At 61.5% G+C, this 16630-nt stretch carries 12 protein-coding genes and 2 tRNA genes; 4 read left to right on the top strand and 10 right to left on the bottom strand.

What is annotated here, in order from left to right; all coding sequences use genetic code 11:
- Positions 1-9: 9 nt before the first annotated feature.
- The 8 genes from AC1RGE_RS27555 to rnr all read right to left on the bottom strand — a co-directional run bounded on the left by AC1RGE_RS27555 (position 10) and on the right by rnr (position 9849).
- Positions 10-2307: a YgiQ family radical SAM protein gene (locus AC1RGE_RS27555; RefSeq protein ID WP_011058952.1), complete on the bottom strand. Its 2298-nt coding sequence runs from the start codon at positions 2305-2307 to the stop codon at positions 10-12.
- 289 nt (positions 2308-2596) lie between these two features.
- Complete coding sequence (gene dnaB, locus AC1RGE_RS27550) at positions 2597-3994, bottom strand: replicative DNA helicase (protein WP_011058951.1); 1398 nt, start codon at positions 3992-3994, stop codon at positions 2597-2599.
- 124 nt (positions 3995-4118) lie between these two features.
- Positions 4119-4565 carry a 50S ribosomal protein L9 gene (gene rplI / locus AC1RGE_RS27545; RefSeq protein WP_007921484.1) on the bottom strand — a complete coding sequence of 149 codons (447 nt, stop codon included), beginning with the start codon at positions 4563-4565 and terminating at the stop codon, positions 4119-4121.
- A gap of 21 nt (positions 4566-4586) precedes the next feature.
- Positions 4587-5486 carry a hypothetical protein gene (locus AC1RGE_RS27540; protein ID WP_011058950.1) on the bottom strand — a complete coding sequence of 300 codons (900 nt, stop codon included), beginning with the start codon at positions 5484-5486 and terminating at the stop codon, positions 4587-4589.
- Between the two features lie 36 nt (positions 5487-5522).
- Complete coding sequence (rpsR, locus tag AC1RGE_RS27535) at positions 5523-5753, bottom strand: 30S ribosomal protein S18 (protein ID WP_002551829.1); 231 nt, start codon at positions 5751-5753, stop codon at positions 5523-5525.
- A 28-nt stretch (positions 5754-5781) separates the two neighbouring features.
- A complete protein-coding gene (rpsF, locus tag AC1RGE_RS27530; protein ID WP_011058949.1) occupies positions 5782-6207 on the bottom strand; it encodes a 30S ribosomal protein S6 in 426 nt (141 codons plus the stop codon).
- Positions 6208-6457: 250 nt separating this feature from the next.
- Positions 6458-7225, bottom strand: a complete 768-nt coding sequence (gene rlmB / locus AC1RGE_RS27525; RefSeq protein WP_015633942.1) for a 23S rRNA (guanosine(2251)-2'-O)-methyltransferase RlmB — start codon at positions 7223-7225, stop codon at positions 6458-6460.
- Positions 7222-9849, bottom strand: coding sequence for a ribonuclease R (rnr, locus tag AC1RGE_RS27520; RefSeq protein ID WP_011058947.1), 2628 nt, complete (start codon positions 9847-9849; stop codon positions 7222-7224). Before rnr ends, rlmB begins: the two co-directional genes overlap by 4 nt.
- Positions 9850-10075: 226 nt before the next feature.
- Here rnr and AC1RGE_RS27515 point away from each other — a divergent pair.
- The 4 genes from AC1RGE_RS27515 (at position 10076) to AC1RGE_RS27500 (ending at position 13190) form a co-directional block, all read left to right on the top strand.
- Positions 10076-10162: transfer RNA gene (locus AC1RGE_RS27515), tRNA-Leu, on the top strand.
- Between the two features lie 165 nt (positions 10163-10327).
- Positions 10328-10414, top strand: a tRNA-Leu gene (locus tag AC1RGE_RS27510).
- Between the two features lie 185 nt (positions 10415-10599).
- Positions 10600-11625 (top strand): extracellular solute-binding protein, encoded by a 1026-nt coding sequence (locus tag AC1RGE_RS27505; RefSeq protein WP_492585364.1) that lies wholly within the window; start codon positions 10600-10602, stop codon positions 11623-11625.
- Positions 11625-13190, top strand: coding sequence for an ABC transporter permease (locus AC1RGE_RS27500; protein ID WP_492585362.1), 1566 nt, complete (start codon positions 11625-11627; stop codon positions 13188-13190). The genes AC1RGE_RS27505 and AC1RGE_RS27500 overlap by 1 nt, the downstream gene beginning before the upstream one ends.
- 57 nt (positions 13191-13247) lie before the next feature.
- Here the strand turns inward: AC1RGE_RS27500 and AC1RGE_RS27495 are convergent, their stop codons facing one another.
- Positions 13248-15182, bottom strand: coding sequence for a methyl-accepting chemotaxis protein (locus AC1RGE_RS27495; protein ID WP_492585360.1), 1935 nt, complete (start codon positions 15180-15182; stop codon positions 13248-13250).
- 139 nt (positions 15183-15321) lie between these two features.
- The gene (locus AC1RGE_RS27490) at positions 15322-16614 is read right to left on the bottom strand and encodes an adenylosuccinate synthase (protein ID WP_011058943.1); all 1293 of its coding nucleotides are present in this window, start codon (positions 16612-16614) and stop codon (positions 15322-15324) included.
- Positions 16615-16630: the final 16 nt, after the last annotated feature.

Here is a 16630-nt window from a genome sequence, read left to right as displayed (position 1 = left end):
TTGTGGGGTTTAGCGCGGCACTACCGGCTTGCGGGTCGGCTTCTTGCCTTTGCCCTTGGCCGCATCGGCGCGCTCCTTGGCCGCCTGCTTGTTGCGGGCAAACGCCGCAGCCTTGGCCTGTTCGCGCTTGTCCCAGGCATTGCCGCCGTCGCTGCCGCGAGGAGGCAGCCCGGTGTGCTGGGTAAGGATCTTGGTTTCCTTGGCCACCTTGTGGCTGCCGGCCGGTGTCGAATTCTTGCGACGGGCACTCTGGTAGCTGTCGGTAGCCGGCTGGTGGGTCGGAATCAGCTGGTTCTTGCCCGGACCGATCAGGTCGCCACGGCCCATGCGCAGCAGAGCCTCGCGCAGCATCGGCCAGCCCTTCGGATCGTGGTAGCGCAGGAACGCCTTGTGCAGGCGGCGCTGCTCCTCGCTCTTGACGATGGTCACGCCGTCGCTCTTGTAGGTGACCTTGCGCAGCGGGTTCTTGCCCGAGTGGTACATGGCCGTGGCGGTGGCCATCGGAGACGGGTAGAACGCCTGTACCTGGTCCGCGCGAAAGCCGTTGCCCTTGAGCCACAGGGCCAGGTTCATCATGTCTTCATCGGTGGTGCCCGGGTGGGCGGCGATGAAGTACGGAATCAGGTACTGCTCCTTGCCCGCTTCCTTGGAGTATTTCTCGAACATCCGCTTGAAGCGGTCGTAGGTACCAATGCCCGGCTTCATCATCTGATTGAGCGGACCTTCCTCGGTGTGTTCCGGGGCGATCTTCAAGTAGCCGCCCACGTGGTGGGTCACCAGCTCCTTGACGTACTCCGGCGACTCGACCGCGAGGTCGTAGCGCAGGCCGGAGGCGATGAGGATCTTCTTCACCCCGGGCAAGGCACGGGCGCTGCGATACAGCTGGATCAGCGACGAATGGTCGGTGTTCAGGTTCGGACAGATGCCCGGGAACACGCAGGACGGCTTGCGGCACGCGGATTCGATTTCCGGGCTCTTGCAGGCGATGCGGTACATGTTCGCGGTCGGGCCGCCGAGGTCGGAAATGACCCCGGTAAAACCTGGAACCTTGTCGCGAATTTCTTCGATCTCGCGAATGATCGACTCTTCGGAACGGTTCTGGATGATCCGCCCTTCGTGCTCGGTGATGGAGCAGAAAGTACAACCGCCGAAGCAGCCGCGCATGATGTTCACCGAGAAACGGATCATGTCGTAGGCCGGGATCTTTTCCTTGCCATAGGCCGGGTGCGGAATGCGCTGATAAGGCATGCCGAACACGTAGTCCATTTCCTCGGTGGTCATGGGAATGGGCGGCGGGTTGAACCACACGTCCACTTCGCCATGCTTCTGCACCAGGGCGCGGGCGTTGCCCGGGTTGGTTTCCAGGTGCAGCACACGGTTGGCGTGGGCATACAGGACCGGGTCGTTGCGCACCTTCTCCATGGACGGCAGGCGGATCACGGTCTTGTCCCGGGTCATGCGCGGGCTGGCAAGGATCTGCACCACCTTGGCTTCCTGGGGATCGTCCACCGGGCCCTTTTCCTGCTCGATGGCGCAGGCCTGGGTGTCCTGGGTATTGACGTAGGGGTTGATGATCTTGTCGATCTTGCCCGGGCGGTCGATACGGGTGGAGTCCACTTCGTACCAGTCCTTGGGCGTGTCGCGGCGGATGAAGGCGGTGCCGCGCACGTCGGTGATGTCTTCGATCTTGTGGCCGTAGGACAGGCGCTGGGCCACTTCGACAATGGCTCGCTCGGCGTTGCCGTAGAGCAGGATATCGGCGCTGGCGTCGATCAGGATCGAGTTGCGCACCCGGTCCTGCCAGTAGTCGTAGTGGGCGATGCGGCGCAGGGACGCTTCAATGCCGCCGAGAACGATGGGCACGTGCTTGTAGGCTTCCTTGCAGCGCTGGCTGTAGACCAGGCTCGCACGATCCGGGCGTTTGCCCGCCAGGCCACCGGGGGTGTAGGCGTCGTCGGAGCGGATTTTCTTGTCGGCGGTGTAGCGATTGATCATCGAGTCCATGTTGCCGGCAGCGACACCGAAGAACAGGTTCGGCTCGCCGAGCTTCATGAAGTCGTCTTTGGACTGCCAGTTGGGCTGGGCGATGATCCCGACGCGAAAGCCCTGGGACTCCAGCAGCCGGCCGATGATCGCCATGCCGAACGACGGGTGATCGACGTAGGCATCACCGGTGACGATGATGATGTCGCAGGAATCCCAGCCGAGCTGATCCATCTCCTCCCTGCTCATGGGCAGGAATGGTGCTGGCCCGAAACATTCGGCCCAGTACTTGGGATAGTCAAATAACGGCTTGGCTGCTTGCATGTCGATGACCGGTGTTGGCTTGGATAGGGACGCGTTGATTCACAGGGAAATTCGCGGGCGCGGAATATAGCACAAAAAATAACCAATTCCGACCAAAAGGGTCGGAATTCATTGTCACGTCACGCGACCCGTGGCGAGAGCGCTTGCTCCCGCTCGCCCGCGCAGCAGGCGCAGAGTCGGTGGCGACAATATATCTGGAGCAAGGCGCCGACCGGCCTTGGGGCCGCAGCCTGCTCCAGCGGGAGCACGCTGCCCCACCACAGCCGGCCAACCACCATGGCTGGCGCCGTTATTCGTCGTCGTCGAAGTTGTAGCTGCCCGGGGCGAGGTTCTCGAAGCGGGTGTACTTGCCGATGAACGCCAGGCGGATAAAGCCGATGGGGCCGTTCCGCTGCTTGCCGATGATGATCTCGGCAATGCCCTTGTGCTCGGTTTCCGGGTGATACACCTCGTCCCGGTAGACGAACATGATCACGTCGGCGTCCTGCTCGATCGCTCCGGATTCCCGCAAGTCGGAGTTCACCGGGCGCTTGTTGGGACGTTGTTCCAGGGAGCGGTTGAGCTGGGACAGGGCCACTACCGGGCAGTTGAACTCCTTGGCCAGGGCCTTCAGGGACCGGGAAATCTCGGAAATCTCGTTGGTCCGGTTGTCGCCGCTGGAGCCTGGAATCTGCATGAGCTGCAGGTAGTCGATCATGATCATGGCGATATCGCCGTGCTCACGCACCAGGCGCCGGGTCCGCGCACGCATCTCCGAGGGGCTGATGCCCGCGGTGTCGTCAATGAACAGCTTGCGGTCGTTGAGCAGGTTGACCGCCGAGGTCAGGCGTGGCCAGTCGTCGTCTTCCAGCTGGCCGGAACGGACCTTGGTCTGGTCGATGCGGCCCAGGGAGGAGAGCATACGCATGATCAGCGATTCACCTGGCATCTCCAGGGAGTACACCAGCACCGCCTTGTCGCTGCGCAGTACCGCGTTCTCCACCAGGTTCATGGCGAAGGTGGTCTTACCCATGGACGGACGGCCGGCGACGATGATCAAGTCGGCCGGCTGCAGGCCGCTGGTCTTCTCGTCGAGATCGGTATAGCCGGTGGACAGGCCGGTGATGGCGTTGTCCGTGTTGAACAGGGTATCGATGCGGTCGATGGCCTTGGTCAGCAGTTCGTTGACCCCCACCGGGCCGCCGGTCTTGGGCCGCGCTTCGGCGATCTGGAAGATCTGCCGCTCGGCCTCGTCGAGAATCTCTTCGGCGGTGCGCCCTTCCGGGTTGAAGGCACTGTCGGCGATCTCGGTGCTGATGCCGATCAGCTGGCGCAGGGTGGCCCGCTGGCGAACGATCTGCGCATAGGCCTTGATGTTGGCCACCGACGGAGTGTTCTTCGCCAGTTCACCCAGGTAGCCCAGGCCGCCGACCTGCGAAGTCTGGCCTTCCTTGTCCAGTTGCTCGGACAGGGTGACCACGTCGATGGGCATGTTCTGGTCGGCCAGCTTGGCGATGGCGCGGAAGATCAAACGGTGGTCATGCCGGTAGAAATCGCCGTCGGACACTTGATCCAACACGCGTTCCCAGGCGTTGTTGTCCAGCATCAGACCACCGAGCACGGCCTGTTCGGCCTCGATGGAGTGCGGCGGCACCTTCAGGGCAGCGGTTTGCAGATCGTATTGCTCGGGAGCGGAGATATCGTTCATGGCCACTTGGAATTCGGGGGATGAAAATCAGGATCAGCAGAAAGACAAAGGGCACGACCTGTAAACAGGATCGTGCCCGATGTTAACCGTCAGCCACACAAGGTGCCAGACGATTTGGTACTGCTTAAGCAGCCACCACGACAACGCGTACGGTTGCTTCAACTTCAGCGTGCAGGTGCACGGCTACGTCGAATTCACCTACGTTGCGGATGGTGCCGTTCGGCAGACGAACTTCGCTTTTTGCCACTTCAACGCCCGAGGCGGTCAGTGCATCAGCGATGTCGTGGGTGCCGATCGAACCGAACAGCTTGCCTTCGTCACCGGCGGTGGCAGTGATGGTCACTTCCAGCTCAGCCAGTTGCGCAGCGCGAGTTTCGGCAGAAGCCTTCTTCTCTGCAGCCAGTTTTTCCAGCTCGGCACGACGCGCTTCGAACGCAGCCAGGTTGGCAGCGGTAGCAGCGGTGGCTTTGCCGAAAGGCAGCAGGTAGTTACGGCCGTAACCAGCCTTAACGTTTACCTTATCGCCCAGGTTGCCCAGGTTGGCGATTTTTTCCAGCAGGATCAGTTCCATTTGGTAATAACCTCTTAACTTTTAACCTTCACCGTTCGCAGAGCCGTTATCAGCGTCTTTCGGCGCCAAACGACCGCGAAAATCAACCAGACTGTCGACAATGGCCAGGACCACGAGCAACGGATAGATCAGTTGCATGAACGGCAACAGCGTGACGTACAACCCCACCAGCCAGAACCTGGCCAGTCGCCCTTGTGCCACCAGCCCGTGAATCAGGGCCAGCCCGGCAAAAGCCAGCGGGACACTGCACATCGGCGTCAGCATGGCCAGTTGAGGTCCGAAGTTCGGCCCCACCAGCATGCACGCCAGCAGCAACATCGCTGGCCCAAGAGGGATTCTGATGGCGCGAAACTCGCGACCAAAACCACCCGGGTTATACAACACAGCCTGCCAGTAACGCCCAAGAATCAGGCTCAGCACGCTGATGGCTTGCAACAGGGCCGCTATCAGGCCGGTCAGGATCGGTGCAATCAGCGTGGCAAGACGAGCTCGCTCTTCAACCGATAGCTGCTGGTAGACCTCACCCAAGGCCATCGGCAGGATTTTTATCAATTCCTGTGACAGCGCTTCGATCTGAGGGCGGAAAGCCGCACCCAGGACTCCAGCAAACACCAACCCCATCGCTATGCTGACCAGCAGCACGCGGCTCCAGGACTCGCTTGCGCGCAAAACCAACGCAAGACTCGAAGAACCCAGCAGCACCAGAAGTGCCCGCGGGTCATCGAACGTCAGCCACCAGAGCAAAGCTGGCAGCACTCCCAGAGCGAGGACGCCAAGGGCATCCTTCAATCCGCGCCGCAGAAGCACCAGGCTCCCGGCGGCAGCACCCAACCAATACAACAACGGCAATGCCGAACAGCCAGCCACTACCAGAGTGGCCTGCATACGACCGCGCATGATGAACTCAGCTAAGGCGCGCATGCATTCAATCCCTTACTACTTGTCGACTGCCCGATCTCAGCGGCCGTGGCTGTCGGTGTAGGCCAGCAGGGCCAGGAAGCGGGCGCGCTTGATAGCGGTGGCCAGCTGACGCTGATAACGAGCTTTGGTACCGGTGATGCGGCTTGGAACGATTTTGCCGGTCTCGGATACGTAGGCTTTCAGAGTGTTGAGATCTTTGTAATCGATCTCTTTCACGTCTTCAGCGGTGAAGCGGCAGAATTTACGACGACGGAAGAAACGTGCCATGTAATTGGCTCCTCAAAAGGTCCGTGGATTACTCGTCAGCGTTATCGCTGGCGTCGCTGTTGTCGCTGTCATCGCCATCGGCGCTGTCAGCATGCTCAGGACGGTCACGACGCTCACGGCGCTCACTGCGGTTTTCTTCAGCCTTGAGCATCTCGGATTGGCCAGTGATGGCTTCTTCGCGACGGATGACCAGGTTACGGATCACAGCATCGTTGTAACGGAAGTTGTCTTCCAGCTCAGCCAGGGCTTTACCGGTGCACTCAACGTTCAGCATCACGTAGTGAGCCTTGTGAACATTGTTGATTGCGTAGGCCAGTTGACGACGGCCCCAGTCTTCCAGACGGTGGATTTTGCCGCCGTCTTCTTCGATCAGCTTGGTGTAACGCTCAACCATGCCGCCGACTTGCTCGCTTTGATCCGGGTGGACCAAAAAGATGATTTCGTAATGACGCATGAATGCTCCTTACGGGTTGTAGCCTGCCGCCTATAAGCGGTCAGACAAGGAGTGAATGACACTGGTGTGTCTTGCCTGGTAGTAGGCACATATGCGCCTGCCGTCACGGCAAGGGGCGCAATTGTAGAGAAGGGGGAACAGCGGCGCAAGGCAATTGGTGATTATTTGAACAACCACCTGCGGGAGCCGGCGTGCCGACGATGGACGGCAGCACGCGCCTCGCCGGCAAGCCGGCTCCTGCAACTGCGGGTCAGGCTTTCTTGGCGCCGGCCTTGGCCTTGGCACCGCGCTGGCGCATGGCTTCGAACAGGCACACGCCAGTGGCCACGGAGACGTTGAGGCTGCTGACGCTGCCGGCCATCGGCAGGCGTACCAGGTAGTCGCAGTGCTCGCGGGTCAGGCGACGCATGCCCTTGCCTTCGGCCCCCATGATGATGATGGTCGGGCCGGTCAGGTCCTGGTCGTACAGTTCCTGTTCGGCCTCGCCGGCGGTGCCGACGATCCACAGCCCACGCTGCTGGAGCTTCTCCAGGGTGCGGGCCAGGTTGGTCACGGCTACCAGCGGAATCACTTCGGCGGCGCCGCAGGCCACTTTGCGCACGGTCGGAGTCAGGGTCGCCGACTTGTCCTTGGGCACCAGCACTGCCAGGGCACCGGCCGCATCGGCAGTACGCAGGCAGGCCCCGAGGTTATGCGGGTCGGTCACACCGTCCAGCACCAGCAGCAACGGCGCGCCTTCGGTACGGTCCAGCAGCTCGTCGAGCATGGCCTCGCCCCACACCTGGCTCGGGCTGACTTCCGCCACTACGCCCTGGTGCACGCCTTCAACCCATGCGTCCATCTCACGACGCTCGGCCTGGCCAACCGAAACACGGTTCTGCGCAGCCAGGTCCACCAGCACCTGAACCCGTGGATCACTGCGCCCTTCAGCCAACCAGATCTGCTTGACCCGCTTGGGATGGTGACGCAGCAACGCTTCTACGGCATGCACGCCGTAGATCTTTTCCAACTGACTCATGACTTGGCCTTAGGTTTGCGCGCCCCGCCGCTTTTAGCGCCGGAAGCGGAGCCCGCCTTGGGCGGACCTTTACGATGTTTGCTCGGCTTGGCGGGCTTTTCGCCAGCGCGCGAGGGCGCCGGCTTACCGGACTTTCCCGCAGACGTCGCTTTACCACCGCCCTTGGCTTCGGCCAGCAGCGCCCGCTTCATTTCGCGGCTTTTGCGCACTTCGGCGTTTTTCGCGGCAGCGTCGCTTGGACGATAAGCCTCGACCGCCTTTTCCTTGGCGGAGCTGCGACGCCCCGCCTTGGCTGGAGCCGGCTCTTCCACGACCTTGCTGGCAGGTGCGTCCGCGGCGCCACGCTTCTTGCGGCCGATCGGTGCGTTGATGGTCTTCTCGGCCATTTCGAAATCGATCTTGCGCTCGTCCAGGTCGACGCGCATGACACGCACTTCCACAGTATCGCCCAGGCGGAAGCTGCGACCGGTGCGCTCGCCCGCCAGGCGGTGATGCACAGGGTCGAAGTGGTAGTAGTCCCCCGGCAAGGCGGTGACGTGCACCAGGCCCTCGACGTAGATGTCGGTCAACTCGACGAACAGGCCGAAACCGGTCACCGCGGTGATCACACCCGGGAAGGACTCGCCCACACGATCCTTCATGAACTCGCACTTGAGCCAGTTCACTACGTCCCGCGTAGCCTCATCGGCACGGCGCTCGCTCATCGAGCACTGCTCGCCGAGCTGCTCCAGGGTCGCTTCGTCGTACGGATAGATACGCGCCTTCGGAATGGTCATCGCCCCGGCGCGGCGCACGTGCGGCGTGTCCTGCTTGGAGTGGATGACGCTGCGGATGGCCCGATGGGTCAACAGGTCCGGGTAGCGACGGATCGGCGAAGTGAAGTGGGTATAGGCTTCGTAATTCAGGCCGAAGTGGCCCTGGTTATCAGCGCTGTACACCGCCTGGCTCAGGGAGCGCAGCATCACGGTCTGGATCAGGTGGTAATCCGGACGGTCCTTGATGGTTTCCAGCAATGCCTGGTAGTCCTTCGGCGTCGGGCCATCCTTGCCTTTATGCAGGGACAGGCCCAGTTCGCCGAGGAAGGCGCGCAGTTTTTCCAGACGTTCCGGCGGCGGACCATCGTGCACCCGGTACAGGGCCGGAATCTCGTGCTTCTTGAGGAACTCGGCGGTGGCCACGTTGGCCGCCAGCATGCATTCCTCGATCAGCTTGTGCGCATCATTGCGTGTAGTCGGACGAATTTCGGCGATCTTGCGCTCGGAACCGAAGATGATCCGGGTTTCCTGGGTCTCGAAGTCGATGGCGCCCCGGGTATGACGAGCCCCCAGCAAGACCTTGTACAGCGCATACAGCTGCTTCAGGTGCGGCAGGACATCGCCGTATTCACCGCGCAACTGCTTGGCTTCGCTGGTTTTCGGCTGCTCGAGCATGGTGCTGACCTTGTTGTAGGTCAGACGCGCCTTGGAGTGGATCACCGCTTCGTAGAACTGGTAATCGGTCATCTCGCCGGACTTGGAGATGGTCATCTCGCAAACCATGGCCAGGCGATCGACTTTCGGGTTCAGCGAGCACAGGCCGTTGGACAGTTGCTCGGGCAGCATCGGGATCACCCGCTCGGGGAAGTACACCGAGTTGCCGCGCACCTGGGCTTCGGCATCCAGAGCCGAACCGATCTTCACGTAACTGGAGACGTCGGCAATCGCCACATACAGCTTCCAGCCACCACCGAACAGGCGCAGCTTGCCGGGCTTGGCTTCGCAGAAAACAGCGTCGTCGAAGTCGCGGGCGTCTTCGCCGTCGATGGTGACGAAAGGCAGATCACGCAGATCGATGCGCTTCTCTTTGTCCTTCTCTTCCACTTCGGGCTTGAGCTTGCCGGCTTCCTTGAGCACCGCCTCTGGCCAGACATGAGGAATATCGTAGGTGCGCAGGGCAACGTCGATTTCCATGCCCGGTGCCATGTAGTTGCCCACCACCTCCACCACATCGCCTTGCGGCTGGAAGCGCGGCGTCGGCCAGTGAGTGATCTTCACTTCGACGAACTGACCGATCTTGGCATTGGCATTGCGCCCCGGCGTTACCAGCACTTCCTGCTGGATCTTCGGGTTGTCTGCCACCACGAAACCGATGCCACCTTCTTCGAAGTAGCGACCGACGATGCTTTCGTGGGCACGGGACACCACTTCGACGATCACGCCTTCGCGACGGCCGCGGCGATCCAGGCCGGAAACCCGGGCCAGGGCGCGGTCGCCATCGAATACCAGACGCATTTGCGCCGGGCTCATGAACAGGTCGTCGCTGCCGTCATCCGGCACCAGGAAGCCGAAGCCGTCGCGGTGACCGCTGATACGGCCGAGAATCAGGTCGAGCTTGTCCACCGGAGCATAGGTGCCGCGGCGGGTATAGATCAGTTGAGCGTCGCGCTCCATGGCGCGCAGGCGGCGGCGCAGGGCTTCCAGCTGGTCTTCCGTGGTCAGACCGAACTCTTCTACCAACTGCTCGCGACTAGCAGGCGAACCCCGGTCAGCAAGGTGCTGAAGGATGAGTTCGCGGCTAGGAATAGGGTTTTCGTATTTTTCCGCTTCACGAGCGGCCTCGGGATCGAGGGACTGCCAATCGGCCATTAGATAAATTTCACCTTGTCTATATGCGGGTTAGTTTGGCATACGCGTATTGAAACGGGAAATTTCAGGCTCAGACAACCTGGGAATAATCCTCGCCATCGCCTCAGAAACATCGTCACGCATACCGCCGGAGACTTTTTTCAAACTTTTTTGAAATCTGGGGTTTACAGCTTAAAAGAGCCTCCGTATAGTGCGCGCCATCGACGACGGAGACGTCAGCGATACTGCCCAGATGGTGAAATTGGTAGACACGCCAGCTTCAGGTGCTGGTGGCCGCAAGGCCGTGGAAGTTCGAGTCTTCTTCTGGGCACCAATTCAAGAGCTTGAGATTAGATCAGTTTCAAGGCTCGAACAAAAACCCGCGAAAGCGGGTTTTTGCATTCTAAGTGTTTGATTTAATAAAACCAAAACAGGGGTTTACAGATCAAAACGCTGTCCGTATAGTGCGCTCCATCGACACGGCGACGACGTCGATACTGCCCAGATGGTGAAATTGGTAGACACGCCAGCTTCAGGTGCTGGTGACCGCAAGGTCGTGGAAGTTCGAGTCTTCTTCTGGGCACCAATTCAAAACTTGAGAGCATCGCTTTCAAGTCTCACAAAAACCCGCGAAAGCGGGTTTTTGCGTTTCTGCCCCCTGATATTTCCCCGCGCCATCGCCTTCCTCCGCATCCGCAAAGCGCACATGAGAAACGATATCGTTTATGATTGTTACAAGTTTTTGCGACACTACAGTGAGGAAACCTGCGAATGATGTTCAGAAATACCCTCCTTCCAACATCCCTTCTGCGTGGCTTGACCATCACTTTGCTGGGGCTGACCCTGGCATCCCCCTTCACCCAGGCAGCCGATCCAGTTTCCCTGACCCTGTACAACGGTCAGCACAAGGAAGTCGGCGACGCGGTAGCCAAGGCTTTCGAAGCCAAGACCGGCATCCATGTGAATGTCCGCAAGGGCAGCAGCAATCAACTGGCCAGCCAGGTTGTCGAAGAAGGTGATCGCTCCCCCGCTGATGTGATCTACACCGAAGAATCCCCTCCCCTGAACAAACTCGGCGAGCAGGGCCTGCTGGCCCAGACCGACGCCACGACCCTGGCCGTGCTGCCCAAGGAATATGTTGCGGGCAACGGTACCTGGATCGGTGTCACCGCGCGCGTACGAGTCGTCGCCTTCAACCCGAAACTGATCGACGAAAAAGACCTGCCCAAGTCGGTGATGGAATTCTCCCAGCCGCAGTGGCAAGGCAAGGTTGGCTTCGTGCCCACCAGTGGCGCCTTCCAGGAACAGGCCGTGGCCATCATCAAGACGCACGGCAGGGATGCTGCCGAAGAATGGCTGACCGGCCTGCGGGCTTTCGGCAAGGTCTACAGCAACAACATGGTGGCTCTCAAAGCCGTGGAAAACGGCGAAGTGGCCACGGTCCTGGTGAACAACTACTACTGGTTTGCCCTGCAACGGGAAAAAGGCCAGCTCGACTCGAAACTGCACTACTTCACGGGCGGCGACGTCGGCGGCCTGATCACCGTGTCCAGCGCAGCCGTACTCAAGTCCAGCAAGCATCCGAAAGAGGCCCAGCAGCTTCTGGCCTACATGGCCAGCGAAGAAGGCCAGCGGGTGATTACCCAAACCACGGCCGAGTACCCGCTGCATAAAGGCATGCAGTCCGATCGCGGACTCAAGCCCTTCAATGAACTGGAAGCCCCGAAGGTGACCCCAGCCGATCTCGGCAATGCCGAGGAAGCCCTGGACCTGGAACGTGACGTCGGCCTGAACTGATGAATCCATCGCCATCCGCTTCCGCCTTGCGCACCACCTTTGTGCCGAGGCGCAAGCGGCCTTCGATCTGGCTACTGCTGCCAGTCCTGCTACTGGTCTGCCTGAGCCTGTTGCCACTGTTATATGTCGGCCTCAAGGCCTGGCAGGCCGGCTGGGCTGAAGCCCTGCACCTGCTGTGGCGCCCCTATGTGTTGCGCCTACTGAGCAATACCCTGCTGCTGATGCTCGGGGTGCCCCTTGCCTGCGCCGTGCTCGGCCTGTCCCTGGCCTGGCTGCTGGAACGCAGTGATTTGCCGGGAAGGCGGATCTGGGGCGTGGTGCTGTGCTTGCCCTTCGCCGTACCGGCCTTTGTCAGCAGCTTCACTTGGGTATCCCTGAGCGCCGGGTTCGAAGGACTGGGCGGCGCGATCCTGGTGATGACCCTGTCCAAATACCCGCTGGTGTTCCTGCCGGTGGCGGCCACCCTGCGCAATCTCGACCCCTCCCTGGAGGAGTCGGCGCGGACCCTGGGGCAAAATCGCTGGGGCGTGTTCTTCAAGATCACCTTGCCCTTGCTATGGCCTTCACTGCTGGCCGGCTCGCTGCTGATTGCCCTGCATATGCTGGTGGAATTCGGTGCCCTGTCGATCATCGGCCTGCAGACCTTCACCACCGCCATCTACCAGCAATTCGAGCTGGAGTTCAGCAATGCCAACGCCGCCATGCTGTCGGCCGTGTTGTTGGCGCTGTGCCTGCTGCTGCTGGGGCTGGAACTGCGCGTCCGCGGCAAGGGCCGCCATGTACGCACCGGCCAGGGCGCAGCCAGGCACGCCGAACAGGTACGCCTGGGACGCTGGAGCATCGGCGGACAGCTTTACTGCCTGATGCTGGCGCTGATCGGCAGCGGTGTCCCCCTGGGCATGCTTGCCTATTGGCTGGCCGTCGGTTCATCGGCAGCCTTCCCCGTCGCGGCAATCAGCGAAGCATTGCTGTCTTCACTGGCCCTGTCCCTGGGCGGCGCCGGCCTGTGCCTGGTGCTGGCAGTGCCGGTGGGCCTGCTGGTGGTGCGCTACAAGGGGCGCCTGGCCATCTGGGCAGAGCGCCTGCCCTATCTGCTGCATGCCCTGCCAGGGCTGGTGATCGCCCTGACCCTGGTGTATTTCGCGCTGCACTATGTGCCGGTGCTGTACCAGACCTCGGCGCTGCTGCTGATTGCCTATGCCCTGCTGTTCCTGCCCCTGGCCCAGGCGCCGATCCGCACCGCGCTGAACAAGGCCGCGCCACAGCTGGAAGAAGCAGCAAGAACCCTCGGCGCATCGTCGTTCAGCGCCTTTTGCCGAGTGACCCTGCCGATCATCTTCCCGGCGCTGGGCGCAGCTTTCGCCCTGGTCTTTCTGGATGCGATGAAGGAACTGACAGCGACCCTGCTGCTCAGCCCAACCGGGCTCAACACCCTAGCCACAGAAGTGTGGGCGCATACGGCGAATGTGGAGTTTGCAGCGGCGGCACCTTATGCGGCGCTGTTGATACTGGTGTCAGGGCTACCGGTCTATCTGCTGACAACGCGGATGTATTTGAGTCGCTGAGAGGTGGCAAGCCGGCTCCTGCAGTAAGGTGGCAGGAACCAGCTTGCCGGCCAGGCATCAGGCGCGGAACTGACCGAGGCTGGCCTTGAGCTGCGCCGCCAGGCTGTCCAGTACCTTGCCGCTGGCGGTGGTTTCTACCACGGCCTGAGCCGCCCGCTCGGCCTGGGCATGGATGGTTTCCACCCGCCCACGCACCGCCTGCGCGCCCTGCGCCTGATGGGCCGCAGCCTGCGTGGCCAGGCCAATCGCGGCGTGCACCTGCTCTACCGAAGACTGCACCGATTGTTGCAGGCGAGCACTGTCGCGCAGCACCAGCAAGCCCTCGCTGGCCTGACGCCCGGCCTGACCGATAGCCGCTACGGCCTCCCGCGCCCCCTGCTGCAGGGCACCGATATGGGCCTGGATATCGCCAGTGGAGCTTTGCGTCTTGCTGGCCAGGGCCCGCACCTCATCCGCCACCACGGCAAATCCGCGCCCGGTCTCGCCGGCGCGCGCGGCCTCGATCGCAGCGTTCAATGCCAGCAGGTTGGTTTGCTCGGCAATGCCATGGATCACCGTCAGCACCACCTCGATCTGCTCGCTCTGCTGGGCCAGGCGCTCGATCACCTTGGCCCCGGTATCCACTTGCCCCGCCAGCGCCTCGATCAGGCTGCCGACCTGCTCGGAGGTGCGGGTAGTCTCGTCCGTCGCCTGACGAATCTCCACCACCTGCTGCAGTGCGGCCTGCATCGCCTGGCTCTCCGCCTGGGCTTCATCGGCCATCTGCGACAACGCTCGCAGGCTCTCTGCCACCTCATCACGCTGCGCTTCGGCTGCGGCATCAGCCCCGGCATTACGCTGGCTCATGGCGCCGATCTCGACGCCTGTGCGCTGGGCCACATCCCCCGCTTCCCGCACGATGGGCTGCAACTTATCCACAAAGCGATTCACCGCCGAGGCCATGTCGCCAATCTCATCATTGCTGTTGAGCGGCACACGCTTGGTCAGGTCACCTTCGCCCGCTGCCAGGTCATTGAGCGCAGCGATCAGCAAATGCAGCTTGCTCACCACGCGACGCCCCAGCACCACCGCCAGCAACAGCAGCAGGGCCAGGCCAACCAGCGCCAGGCCGACGCCGATCTGCCAGCGCAAGGTGGCCGCCGCCTCCTGCACCGTGCTCGCGGTATTGGCCTGCATCTGTGCCGCCGTACCCTGGGCCGACTGCAAGCGCGAGCGCATGGCCGCCGAGCTGTCGGCAGAAGCTCCCTTGAGGCTGTCGCCAACCAACTGATCGCTGCTGGCAATCAAGACACTGAAGCGCTGATCCAGGGCGGCGATATCGGCCTCCACCGACGCGGTGGAGACTCCCATCAGCACCTTGCCGATTTCCACGCCATTGGGATTGATCGAGGCTTCAAGGTAGTACACCGAAGGATCGTTCTTCGCTGCATCCAGGACTTTGTCCAGCGCCCGGTCGCCCTTGCCCTTTTCCAGCAGCGCCTTGTTGATCGGGTTTTCACGATTCAGGTAGCGGGTCAGGTGCTCTCCCGCCGCATCGTCATAAACCACGAACAACACATTGGGGTTGCGCTGAGCCCTTCGGGCGAACTCGGACAAGGTCGGCACATCACTGTCCCACATGGCGCGAGGCGCCACGGAGGCCAGCAATTGAGCCATGTCATTGGCAGAGTCCTTCAGGTCCTTCTCCAGCGCCGCACGCAGCTGTACCTGTTCTTCCTTGAGACGCGAAGACAGGCCGGCCGTGAGGCGTTGGCGGGTACTGCTGGAAAGACTCTCCAGACTGGAGGTGACTTCTTTGCCCGCCTGCTCGAGCTCGCCAGCCAATTTCTGGCTGTCGCCGCCCAGGCGCGAAGCCAGATCCGCCTCGAGGGCAGTCACTGTGCTCCGAGTCAGGGCAACCGCTACCAGCACTTGCACCAAAAGGGCGATACCGAGAGTAACGAACACAGGCCGTAGTAAACGGCTTTGTAACAGTGAGAGAACGGCCGACACAGGAAATCCCTCTACTTTTGACGCCATTATTCTGATGGCACTCTAGAAGTGGATTTCACAGCAAGGGTCGTGCCGCGTGGCAGGCAGAAACGACAAAGGGCCCGATTAAGGGCCCTTTGTTTTTTACATCAACGACTTATCAAGCGAACGGATGACGCAGGACGATGGTCTCGTTGCGGTCCGGGCCTGTCGAAATAATGTCGATCGGCGCGCCGACCAACTCTTCGATACGCTTGATGTAGGCCTGGGCGGCGGCAGGCAGCTCTTCCAGGGTCTTGGCACCCAGGGTCGACTCGCTCCAGCCCGGCATCTGCTCGTACACCGGCTCCAGGCCGATGTAGCTGTCGGCGTCGGTTGGCGCGTCGATGACTGCACCATCCTGGTTCTTGTAGCCGACACAGATATTGATGGTTTCCAGGCCGTCCAGAACGTCCAGCTTGGTCAGGCACAGGCCCGAGATGCTGTTGACGTCGATGGCGCGACGCAGGATCACGGCATCGAACCAGCCGCAGCGACGAGCGCGGCCGGTGGTGGCGCCGAACTCATGGCCACGCTTGGCCAGGAAAGCGCCGATGTCGTCGAACAGCTCGGTCGGGAACGGGCCCGAGCCCACGCGAGTGGTATAGGCCTTGGTGATGCCCAGGATGTAGTCCAGGTACATCGGACCCACGCCCGAACCGGTGGCGATACCACCAGCAGTGGTGTTGGAGCTGGTGACATACGGGTAGGTGCCGTGGTCGATGTCCAGCAACGAACCCTGGGCGCCTTCGAACATGATGTCCTTGCCGGCGCGGCGCAGCTGGTGCAGCTCGGCAGTCACGTCGAGCATCATCGGCTTGAGCAGCTCGGCGTATTCCATGCACTCGTCAAGGGTCTTCTGGAAGTCGATGGCCGGCTCTTTGTAGTAATTCACCAGAACGAAGTTGTGGTAGTCCAGCAGCTCGCCCAGCTTGGCGGCGAAACGCTCGCGGTGGAACAGATCGCCGATGCGCAGGCCACGACGTGCAACCTTGTCTTCGTAAGCCGGGCCGATGCCGCGGCCGGTGGTACCGATCTTCTGCTCGCCACGGGCTTTCTCGCGGGCCTGGTCCAGGGCCACGTGATAGGACAGGATCAGCGGGCAGGACGGGCTGATACGCAGGCGCTCGCGCACCGGCACACCCTTCTCTTCCAGCTTGACGATTTCACGCATCAAGGCATCCGGAGCTACCACCACACCGTTACCGATCAGGCACTGCACGCCTTCGCGCAGCACACCGGACGGAATCAGGTGCAGGACGGTCTTCTCACCGTCGATCACCAGGGTGTGGCCAGCGTTGTGGCCACCTTGGTAGCGCACTACGGCGGCGGCATGTTCGGTCAGCAGATCAACGATCTTGCCTTTGCCCTCATCACCCCATTGGGTGCCCAGGACTACGACATTCTTACCCATAACACTTGTCCTCATT

The sequence above is a fragment of the Pseudomonas sp. GW823-FHT02C05 genome, assembly GCF_058797595.1.
This window is presented reverse-complemented; position numbering and strand designations above follow the sequence as displayed.

Coding starts and splice junctions, on each gene's coding strand:
- AC1RGE_RS27555 (WP_011058952.1), bottom strand. CDS start 2,307: ATGCAAGCAGCCAAGCCGTTATTTGACTATCCCAAGTACTGGGCCGAA.
- dnaB (WP_011058951.1), bottom strand. CDS start 3,994: ATGAACGATATCTCCGCTCCCGAGCAATACGATCTGCAAACCGCTGCC.
- rplI (WP_007921484.1), bottom strand. CDS start 4,565: ATGGAACTGATCCTGCTGGAAAAAATCGCCAACCTGGGCAACCTGGGC.
- AC1RGE_RS27540 (WP_011058950.1), bottom strand. CDS start 5,486: ATGCGCGCCTTAGCTGAGTTCATCATGCGCGGTCGTATGCAGGCCACT.
- rpsR (WP_002551829.1), bottom strand. CDS start 5,753: ATGGCACGTTTCTTCCGTCGTCGTAAATTCTGCCGCTTCACCGCTGAA.
- rpsF (WP_011058949.1), bottom strand. CDS start 6,207: ATGCGTCATTACGAAATCATCTTTTTGGTCCACCCGGATCAAAGCGAG.
- rlmB (WP_015633942.1), bottom strand. CDS start 7,225: ATGAGTCAGTTGGAAAAGATCTACGGCGTGCATGCCGTAGAAGCGTTG.
- rnr (WP_011058947.1), bottom strand. CDS start 9,849: ATGGCCGATTGGCAGTCCCTCGATCCCGAGGCCGCTCGTGAAGCGGAA.
- AC1RGE_RS27505 (WP_492585364.1), top strand. CDS start 10,600: ATGATGTTCAGAAATACCCTCCTTCCAACATCCCTTCTGCGTGGCTTG.
- AC1RGE_RS27500 (WP_492585362.1), top strand. CDS start 11,625: ATGAATCCATCGCCATCCGCTTCCGCCTTGCGCACCACCTTTGTGCCG.
- AC1RGE_RS27490 (WP_011058943.1), bottom strand. CDS start 16,614: ATGGGTAAGAATGTCGTAGTCCTGGGCACCCAATGGGGTGATGAGGGC.